Below are 9,957 nucleotides of genomic sequence, written 5' to 3' on the forward strand. Positions count from 1 at the left end.
GCTTCAAGTCCGGCCTTGTTGTAAATGGTCAAAAACCGACCATTTACAACAATTTCACCACTGACGCCCCCTGGCTCCGGGCCCAAATCGCCTACACTCTAACCGATCGTAAAGTCTCCGCTGCCAGTACGTATTCGCGGGAGGTGCCGCCTGATTTTCATACTTCCAGGACTGCTGTAACGCTCGTGGGGAGGCTGCCAGAGTTTCGTGTCGAGTGGGACATTTCCAGTCACCCGGGTCAAGACCAGATAGTAATCAGTTTCCCAATCCACGTAAGTGAGATCGTCACGTCCTAGTTCAGATTAGAGTCCGTCATTGACTGTCCAGGTCAGCGTCGTGGTGTAGGGCTGGGCGGCGACGGCCTGCTTGGGCAGGGCTAGGTGGACGCCGTCGGCCGCCCATTGCAGGTTGGCGGAACCGTAGTCGGCGGTCTTGGCTAGGGTCAGGGTGTTACTCGTCCCGGTGCCCAAAGTCAGCGTCCCGCCGGTGAGTGTCGGGCTCGGCGTGGTACTCGTTGTCGGCGCAGTGAACGCCAAGGACGCTCCTGTCAGCGTTTGCCCGTCCGCTGTTTTGAACGGACCGCTGGCTTGCACGGTCACTTGCCAGCCGTCTGCGGTGGGGACACCGTCCTTGTGCGGCCGGTTATCGGCCACCTGGACCTGAGCCGCGTCGGACAACGGCCAAGTCTGATTGGTTTGGCTGATGGTTTGCGTCGTGTGCTGGCCAAAATCAAGTTTAGGCGGGGTGATCGTCAGATACTTGCTGTTCGTCGGCCGGTAAACATAGGCAATGGTCTGTTGCGGCGTCGCCCCTGTTTGACTCTGGAAGTAAAAGGTTGGTGCAGTGTCGCCGGCCGCGTGCCAGGTGCTGCCGGTACTGGTGTATTCATAGTAGCCGAGGTAGTCGTACCCGCTTAATGCCGTGGCCGGAGCGGTGATGGCGTCACCCAGCTGGCCGGTAACGGTCTTCGCCGGCGCACCGGTAATGTCGGTGGTTGGATGGCCGGTTTTGGCCGGATCCATCGTGGTGGCGTTCTTGTCTGTGACGTCCCAATAATGGAAGGCGGCGCTCGCTGTGGGGGCCTTGCTGCCATAGTAGGGGACGAAGTTGCCGTAATCCATTTCGGTGTAGTCGCTCACGACGAGTTCGGCGGTCGCCGTTTCTGTCTTGAGCGGTGCATCCAATACGTTCGGGACGTAGTAATAGGAACTGCTTACGGGATTGCCTGCGGTATCCTTGTTTTCTGGTGAAGCATCATAAACATAGGCGTCCTGAGCCAGGACGAGACCACCGGCATTGCTGGGAATACTTCCAGGATACAGCGTGGCGTTCATCGTGCCCTGATAGTGCAGCGTGAAAACCTGTTGGGCAGGTGTCCCGCGGGCGATGTCGCCAAACTTGATCTTGGTCCAGCCGTCAGCTTGGGTCGTCACATTGCTTGTTGGTTCTTTCAGCTGGAGCATGGCGGGCAGCTTATCCAGGGCAAAGGCATCCATCCAGGTACTGGGTCCACTGGCGGGATTGGTCAGCGTGGCCGTCACGCGCACGTCGCTGCCGGGCGTGAGGGTGGCGTTGCCGTCGCTGTCAGTGGTGACGTTATCATATTTGAAGGTGAGTTGCGGCAGATCGTTTTGGCGGCGATAGACATACGTGACCATTGTTAAGGCCGAATAATTATTGGTGTTGACGCTATAGAACCAGTTGTCAACGTCGCGGTCAAAGCCATTTTTCCGAGTATTATCCACCCGTTTAGTGACTTGATGACCGGTGCTGTCGTAGTACGTAAACAGAATATGCGACAGAATGCCTTGGAATTGGTTGTTTTTGTCTGTCGGCGTGGCTTGGACCGGGGCCTGGGTCTTGACCGTCCCCTTCGTGGTAATCGTCTGAGCGTCGGCAATGGAGGTGCCGTTCGTCGTTGTTTGGCGCACGACCAGTGTCGGGTTTTCTGGGGTGAAGGTACCGCCCAAGTGCTGAATAGCTTGCGTCGCGACGGATGTCCCGGTGGAACCGAGGACACTGAAAGCATAGTATTTTTTGCTTTGAATATTGGCTTGCTCAGCGGCCGTCAATGCCCGTTCCCACGTCATCGTCCGGCTGGTATCGGTGGGGTCGGTAATTTGCACTTTTAATTGGTGAAAGGTGGCATCGTAGGACATGGTCATGTTTTCCCATTGCCCGGCAAGCATATTGACTGAATTTGCTGCTTTACCGGTGAGCGGCGTCTGTTCGATACTATTGTCGCTGGCGGTATAAGACATGTACCCCGTGGCGTCGGTTTGGGTGAACATGCCGTAAGGCCCCCACTGACCGCCGAGATTGTCAACCGGGATGCCATCGACGGCGCTGCCGTCGACCCGATTATCCGCTGTGGCATAAGCGTCAGCGTTCATGGTGCCGCCGTTTTGGCCATTTTGGCGATGCTGCACGTCACCATAGAAGGTGTTTGCGAGCGGCCCAGAGAAACCATCGTTGTAATAAGAATCAAGTTTGAATCCCCAGGAATTCATCAGGTCCGCCGTCCCTAGGTTACCGCCGTTGTTGCCCACCGCGTGCAAACCCTGGTCGATGGTTTGGTCAGAGCTGATTTCACTATCTGGCCCAGTACCTGTCACCCCCGCATTATAGACAGGGTGCAGGGCAAAACCAATCCCATCCGCCATGATCCGGGGATTGCCGTTGTCGTCAAGAGCCGGTTGCGTTTTCACCTGCCAATGGAAGGTGAAGTCGTAATTCATGTCGATGCGCATATTCAACGTCACGGCCCCGACTTGGTTGTAACCGCCGCCATCATTGATATTGGTCAACGTGATGTTGCTCCAGTTACCGTCTGCATCTGAATCGATGACCGTGGAACCAGACGGACTGAAGAAGTCTTGAGATTGATTTGATCCAATCGTAATTTGGTTCTGAGAAGCGGCGCCCACCATCAGCCGCTGGGTTCCAATAATCGACTGGGTCAAAGCGGTACCGTTCCCGCCATCCGCGGCGGCCCGTACGGGTGCCGGCCACCAGGCCAGCAGAGCAATCGTTAAAAGGCTCAAAATACCCGCGATGATCGTGCGCCGCTGATGATACCGCCGCATAAAAATGTCAGAAGACAAGTTACCCCACATGAAAAAGCCTCCAATAAGACAACATCGGTTGCCAGTTTCCCCAGACCAGGCAGCGCTTACTGATATAATATAACTTGCATCAGTAATTATACCATTACATCGTAAAGTGGGAAAATTAAGGACCATGGATATTCCTGGACGCGCCGTCTGGCGAAAAGAAAAGGCCCGTTGCTGCGCCGACCTGATGAGTTGAAAATAGGCTTATCATCGCTTTGCAAACGCCAATAACATAAGGCAATCGGTACTGTTGATGGCCCGCCATCCCTTAGTTATCCGGCGCTGACGATAAATAATATAACACTGTAATTTTACATAGACCGCTTTGTAAATACGCTGATTGCCAGAGCCCCGGCACCGCTCTGGTGACTACCGCTGTCTGGGGGTGCACGACAATACAGTCAACGATGAGAAATTTCAGTGGGCCAGAAGAATCCCACCAAGAGGGCAGGCCTTGTCTTATTCGGCTTTTCAAAACGTCTGTTATTCTTTTCTTCCGCCGAAATGAGGATGGAAATGCGGGCATGAGCGTAGCATTAAGACCCAAAATCATGTAAACTCGTTACATATTCGCACTCTTGGAGGTTTTTTCATGTTTAAACGCTATAAGTCCGTCTCGCTGATCATTCGCATTTTGATTGGCATCGTCATCGGCGCCATCCTCGCGCTGGTGGTGCCTCAATGGGGCTTCATCAGTATTCTCGGGGATTTGTTCGTCGGTGCCCTGAAGGCCATTGCCCCCATCATGGTGTTCTTCATTATTATGTCCGCGCTGGCCCAGTACGAGGTCGGCAGTAAGAACCACTTCAGTACGGTGATCGTGCTTTACATGCTGGCCACCTTCATCGCTGCGCTAACCGCGGTGGCGGTGTCCTACCTATTCCCCGTGTCCATCGTCCTGCCCAAGGGGACCCATGTGACCGAGGCTATTCCCAAGGGCTTGGGGCCGATCATCCAAAATCTGTTGACGAACGCCGTCAGCAATCCCCTGAAGGCCATCGCCAATGCCAATTACCTGTCGATCCTTTTCTGGTCGCTGCTTTTCGGCACCACGCTGCGCCACACTGGTCCGACCATTCGCCATAGCGTAAAGGAAGTCGCCGACACGATTGCGGCAGTCGCCCAGTTCATCATTGAATTTGCGCCGTTCGGGATCGTTGGCCTGGTCTTTAACGCGGTGTCCCAGAGCGGTTTAGGCGGTGTGGTCCGCTACGGCCAGCTGGTCGTCCTGCTGGTGGGGACCATGGCCTTCGTTTACCTGGTCGTCTACGCTGGCATGACCTGGCTGATGACGGGTCAGAACCCGTACCCGCTGGTGTTTTGGACCCTGAAGGTGAGCGGCATCCCGGCGTTTTTCACCCGCTCGTCAGCCGTGAACATTCCCATTAACATGCAAGCCAGCAAAGACCTGGGACTGGACGAAAGTTCCTACTCCGTTTCTATCCCCCTGGGCGGGTCCGCCAACAGCGGCGGGGCCGCTGTGACCATCACTGTCCTGACACTGGCGGCGGCCCACACCCTGGGCATCAGTGTTTCCTTCCCCCTGGCTTTCATTCTCTGCCTGCTGACGGCGATTTCGGCCACCGGTGCCTCCGGCATTGCCGGCGGGTCGCTGCTGCTGATTCCCATGGCGGCCAGCCTGTTCGGCATCAGTAACGACATCGCCATCCAAGTAGTCGGCGTTGGTTTCATCATCGGTGTGATTCAAGACGCGGTTGAGACGGCCGTGAATTCCGCCAGCGACCTGCTGTTCACTGCTGTCGCCGAATACCACGACGAGAAAAAAGCCGGGCGGCCAGTGGACATCAAGGCGGCGGTCAAGGCAGCCAATGCCAAAGGCCGTTGATCCGCTCCAGCCGCCTTTTCCCCGCCCGGTTCTGTGCTAGAATTGAAGATGTATGATTGTTGATTTATTGGAGGAATGACTTGTGGCCAGTGGCCAGTTAGCACAGAATTTAATCATCATTTTGGTGACGTTCATCGCGGCGTTCTTCTTCGTCGCCGCAGAGTTCGCGTTGGTGCAAACCCGGCCTAGTCAGCTGGAAGACGCGATCAAGAAAAAGCAGGGCAACGCTAAGAAACTCAAGCGTGGTCTGCACATGGTCCAGAATCTGAATGAGTACCTGTCCACCACCCAGGTGGGTACGTCGCTCACCGGGATCCTGCTGGGCTGGATCGGGGAAGATACGCTGGAGACCATGTTCATTCAGTTCTTCGGCTGGTCCCACCTGGCCAGCGGCCATGTCGGCCAGATTCTGGGGGCCTTCATCGGCGTCCTAGTTCTGACCTACTTAGAAGTTGTTTTGACCGAAATCGTGCCCAAGAACATCAGTATCGATATGCCTTTGAAGATGCTCATGCGCTTGGTGACACCGCTGCACGTGTTCCACACGATCGCTTATCCCTTTGTCTGGCTGCTGAATACCTCAGCCGTGGGCATCGTGAAGATGATGGGCATGGCCCCGGCGGATGAAGAAAACCAGGTTTTCTCCCAGTCGGAGATCCTGCGCCTTTCTCAATCCGCCGTGCTCAGCGGACAGATGGACCAAAACGACGTGCTCTACATGCGCCGGGCTTTCGAACTCAACGACAAGGTGGCCAAGGACATCATGGTCGACCGGACCAGTCTGACGGTCATTGACGTCACCAGCACGGTCAAGGAAGCCTTGCGGGCTTACCTGGAAGAGGGGTATTCCCGCTTCCCGGTGGTCGCCGATAACGATAAGGACAAGATTCTGGGTTATGTCTACATCTACGACATCGTGCGCCAGGATCAAGTGGACGGCGACCTGCCGCTGTCCCGCATCCTGCGCTCAATTATTAGTGTGCCGGAGTCCATGCCGATCCATGACATTCTGACCCAGATGATTCAGAAGCAGACGCCCATCGTGGTCGTCGTCGACGAATACGGCGGCACCAGCGGGATCGTCACCGACAAGGATATCTATGAGGAGCTGTTCGGTACCGTCAAGGACGAGATCGACGATGTCTCCGATGAATACATCGTCAAGCAAGCTGACGGTACCTTCCGCGTCAGCGGCAAGACCACGCTGTACGACTTCGAGCGCTACTTCAAGACCGACGTGCCCGAGTTCAAGAGTTCCGACGTGATCACGGTCGCCGGCTACATCATCGACCACCATCCGAACCTGACCCAGAACCAGGAGCTGCACATCGCCAACTTCAAGTTCACCGTCACCGATATCGAGCACGGCTTCGTCAACTGGTTCACCGTAACACCGGACGCCCAGCCCGACGCCACGTCGGAAGCCGCGACGGAGAAGGTCGAAGATTTGGACGACAGCAAGCCCCACGAGCATCACTAGGTATGAGTGAGAAAAGAGACCGGCAGCAATTGCCGGTCTCTTTTTGTGGTGGTAATCGTCACTGTCAGCGGGCACTGGCGACGAACAAGACGAGCGCGGGCCAATAAAACAGCCAGGACCAGCCGGGGTCCGAACGGCCCACAGCGCCCAGGGCGACAACGACGTCGCAGAGAACGAAGGCGGTCACCCCCGCCCGCGCCAGCCAGGTCGCCTGCACCGAGGGCAATTCCCCGCGCCAGGTGACGACGGCGTCCGTGAGGAGCAGCCCGGCATACAGTCCGGCGGCCGGCAGCAGCCAGCCCAGCGCGCCGCTAAGCAGGGCGGTACCAGCCGCGAGTGCAGCCGCCGGCCAGACCGGACCGAAGCGGTGCAGGTAGCACCAGTGGACCGCCGCAAAGAGGCCGACCGCCAGCGGCACCCAGCGGCTCGTCGGAGCGAAGAGAAGGACCGCATCAGTGACTAAGGAGACAGTCATCCCCGCCGCCAGCCACCGCTGCTCGCGGCGCCGGCCCCGGGTCTGCCAGAGAAACCAAGCCGCTCCGGCAGCCAAGACCACGCAGGCGTAACGCGCTCCGTTAGCGGCGGCAGTATTAGTCATGAAAACGATGAAGAGCAGGGTCATGGCGGCCAGCCACGCCCACCAGCCAATTTTTCCCACGCGGCAGCGCTCCTTTCTTCCTGCTGCTTCTATTATACGGCGGTTGCGACGCTTCCCCCCGATGGCTTAAGATGAACTTGAATCGCCGCTTCGCTTCACAACATTGGCAGACGGAAAGGTGTTATGAATGACAAAAATTACATTAACTGTCCAGCCGGACACGCTGCTGCTGCAGGGCGCCCAGGGTGGAGAAAAGAGTATTCCCTTCAGTAACGATCGGGACATGACGGCCATTGGCCAGCAGCTGAACCGGGAATTGACGCAGATGGGGGCCACCGAGCTGCAGCTCCTGACGCCCAGCGTGTCCCAGTTCAGCGCTACGGTCATCAACTTGGGCGGGCGCCGGGTCGATCTGGCGACGCTGGTCACCGACCGGACCAATATTCCGGTCTACGGCAAGGAGAACGGCGTGACGAACGCCGCCGAAGCAGAAGAATTGGCCAGCCGGCACTTGACGTATTACGGCATTTACAGCGGCAAGAAGAATTACGGCCAAGAAGCGCTGCTGACGCTGGGTAACGGCTTCTTCGGCCTGCGCGGCGCGTACCTCAGTGTGGACGCCAGCGATGATAACTACCCCGGATTCTATGCGGCTGGGCTGTTCAACCAGCTGACCACCAAGGTGGCCGGCCATGACGTGGTCAACGAAGACCTGGTCAACCTGCCCAACGCCCAGTTCCTCCAAGTCAGTGTTGATGGCACGCCCATCGATCCCCAGAACGCCAAGATCGTTGATGCATACCGCGACCTGGACATGCAGAAGGGCCGCCTGACACTCGCTACGGTCATCGCCCTGGCGCCAGACAAGCACCTGGTCGTCCGGGCCGAGAAGGTCGTGGACATGAAGGAATGGCACCATTACGCAGTGCGCATGACCGTCACCCCGCTGGACTTCAGCGGCACCATCACGATCACCAGCAAGCTGGACGGCAGTGTCGTCAACAGCAATGTCGAACGCTACCGGGCCTTCAATTCCCGCCACTTTGACGTGCAGAAAATGGCCGCCCAAGGTGCCACGGCGACCATGCGGGCCGAAACCAAGACGTCCCACGTGGCCTTCGTGATCGCCACCAAGCTGGCCGGTGCGGACGAGTGGACCGGCACGACGAATGACGATGTGATTCGGCAAAAAGCGTCTCGGGATCTGACCAGCGGCCAGTCCTGGACGGTGACCAAGGACGTGGTGCTGTTCACCAGTCTGGAAAGTGCCGACCTGGACGCCCAGGCCCAAGCCCTGCTGCCGGTGGTTTCCTACGACACTGCGCGGGACAATGCCGCTGCAGAGTGGCGCAAGATTTGGCAGACATCGGATATTGAAATTGTTGGTGACGTGACCAGCCAGAAACTGGCCCGGCTGAATATTTTCCACGCCTACGTGTCCGCGTCGCCCATCGCTAATCCGCACCTGGACGCCTCAGTCGGCGCCCGGGGCTTGCACGGTGAAGCTTACCGGGGCCACGTTTTCTGGGACGAATTGTTCAATATTCCTTTCTACACCCAGCATTATCCGAAACTGGCGAAAGCCTTGCTGAAGTATCGCTACCGCCGGCTGCCGGCGGCCCGGGCGTATGCCCAGAGCGAGCATCATCAGGGCGCCATGTACCCGTGGCAATCGGCCATGTACGGGGACGAGCAGTCGCAGTTCGTCCACTTGAACCCAATCACCAACCAGTGGGATCCGGACAACTCCCGCCGCCAGCGCCATGTGTCCCTGGCCGTGGCCTACAATGTCTGGTACTACTACCACAACACGCAAGACGTTGTGTTCATGAAGGATTACGGCCTGGAGATGCTGCTCAGTATCGCCAAGTTCTGGCTGAGCATGGCCCAGTATAATGAGCAGACCGGCCGCTACGACATCAGCGGGGTCATGGGTCCGGATGAGTTCCACGAGGGCTATCCCGGTGAAGACAAGGGTGTCACGAATAATACGTACACCAACATCATGGTCGCCTGGCTCTTCGCCCAGCTGCAGAAGTTCCAAGCGGCGCTGCCCGAGGATCTGTGGGCCAACAGCGCTGCCAAGGCGGACTTCAGCGATACAGATTGGACGCAGCTGAACCAAGTCGAGACGAAGCTGGCGCTGGAAGTTTCCCCGGACGGGATCATTTCTCAATACCAGGGCTACTTCAAGCTGGCCACCATCGACCTGGACGCTTATCGCGCCAAGTACGGCAACATCTCCCGGATGGACCGGATCCTGAAGGCTGAGGGCAAGAGCCCCGACGCATACCAAGTCGCCAAGCAGGCCGATGCCTTGATGGCCTTCTGGAACCTGACGCCGGCAACGGTGGTCAGCGTGTTCAGCGACCTAGGCTACGACCTGCCCAAGGACTTCATGACCAAGAATTTGAAGTTCTGGCTGGCCCGCACCACCCACGGGTCTACCCTGTCTCGGGTGGTCTACAGTGAATTGGCGGCCCAAGATCAGAACGCGGATCTGTCCTGGCAGCTGTTCTCTGAGGCGTTGTCGTCTGATTATTACGACATTCAAGGCGGCACCACGGCCGAGGGGATTCACCTGGGCGTCATGGGCGCCACCGAGACGATCATCCAGCGGGACTACGCCGGTGTGGACGACCGCGGCGACGCGCTGACGATCACGCCGCATCTGCCGGCCAACTGGCAGTCGTTGCACTTCAAGCGGTTGTACAAGGGGGCCCAGCTGGACTTCGTCATCACTCCGGCCGCCGTCACCATCACCGCCGACCGCGACCTGACCGTGCGCGTGCAGGGCAAGCCTGTCCGCGTGCCGGCGAGCGAAGCGACCACGGTGAAGCTGGCGGACTAAAGGAGAAAGTTTCGCGGGACCCGGCGATTTGGGCCCTCCGGCTGGCTGGGCGTGGAACGCCGTGGGCAC

The 9,957-nt window shown here is 57.9% G+C and carries 6 protein-coding genes; 4 read left to right on the plus strand and 2 right to left on the minus strand.

What is annotated here, in order from left to right:
• Window positions 1–296, plus strand: a 296-nt coding sequence (locus L248_RS16210; RefSeq protein WP_220095316.1) for a hypothetical protein, incomplete at its 5' end; no start/stop codon positions are given.
• Window positions 297–302: 6 nt separating this feature from the next.
• Here the strand turns inward: L248_RS16210 and L248_RS08440 are convergent.
• Window positions 303–3,116, minus strand: coding sequence for a lectin-like domain-containing protein (locus L248_RS08440; RefSeq protein WP_022529754.1), 2,814 nt, complete (start codon window positions 3,114–3,116; stop codon window positions 303–305).
• A 589-nt stretch (window positions 3,117–3,705) separates the two neighbouring features.
• Between L248_RS08440 and sstT the strand changes: the two genes are divergently transcribed.
• Both sstT and L248_RS08450 read left to right on the plus strand, forming a co-directional pair.
• Window positions 3,706–4,959 (plus strand): serine/threonine transporter SstT, encoded by a 1,254-nt coding sequence (sstT, locus tag L248_RS08445; protein WP_022529755.1) that lies wholly within the window; start codon window positions 3,706–3,708, stop codon window positions 4,957–4,959.
• Window positions 4,960–5,041: 82 nt separating this feature from the next.
• Window positions 5,042–6,439, plus strand: a complete 1,398-nt coding sequence (locus L248_RS08450) for a hemolysin family protein (protein ID WP_022529756.1) — start codon at window positions 5,042–5,044, stop codon at window positions 6,437–6,439.
• A gap of 64 nt (window positions 6,440–6,503) precedes the next feature.
• On the opposite strand, the gene L248_RS08455 is transcribed toward L248_RS08450, so the two are convergent.
• Window positions 6,504–7,097 carry a lysoplasmalogenase family protein gene (locus L248_RS08455; RefSeq protein ID WP_022529757.1) on the minus strand — a complete coding sequence of 198 codons (594 nt, stop codon included), beginning with the start codon at window positions 7,095–7,097 and terminating at the stop codon, window positions 6,504–6,506.
• Between the two features lie 127 nt (window positions 7,098–7,224).
• Between L248_RS08455 and L248_RS08460 the strand changes: the two genes are divergently transcribed.
• Window positions 7,225–9,888 carry a glycoside hydrolase family 65 protein gene (locus tag L248_RS08460; RefSeq protein ID WP_022529758.1) on the plus strand — a complete coding sequence of 888 codons (2,664 nt, stop codon included), beginning with the start codon at window positions 7,225–7,227 and terminating at the stop codon, window positions 9,886–9,888.
• The last annotated feature ends 69 nt before the right edge of the window (window positions 9,889–9,957 follow it).

Origin of the sequence: Schleiferilactobacillus shenzhenensis LY-73, from assembly GCF_000469325.1 — a bacterium.
Lineage (GTDB): Bacteria > Bacillota > Bacilli > Lactobacillales > Lactobacillaceae > Schleiferilactobacillus > Schleiferilactobacillus shenzhenensis.

Excerpts from the sequence above, each read along its gene's own strand:
- L248_RS08440 (WP_022529754.1), bottom strand. The coding sequence starts at position 3,116 with ATGTGGGGTAACTTGTCTTCTGACATTTTTATGCGGCGGTATCATCAG.
- sstT (WP_022529755.1), top strand. The coding sequence starts at position 3,706 with ATGTTTAAACGCTATAAGTCCGTCTCGCTGATCATTCGCATTTTGATT.
- L248_RS08460 (WP_022529758.1), top strand. The coding sequence starts at position 7,225 with ATGACAAAAATTACATTAACTGTCCAGCCGGACACGCTGCTGCTGCAG.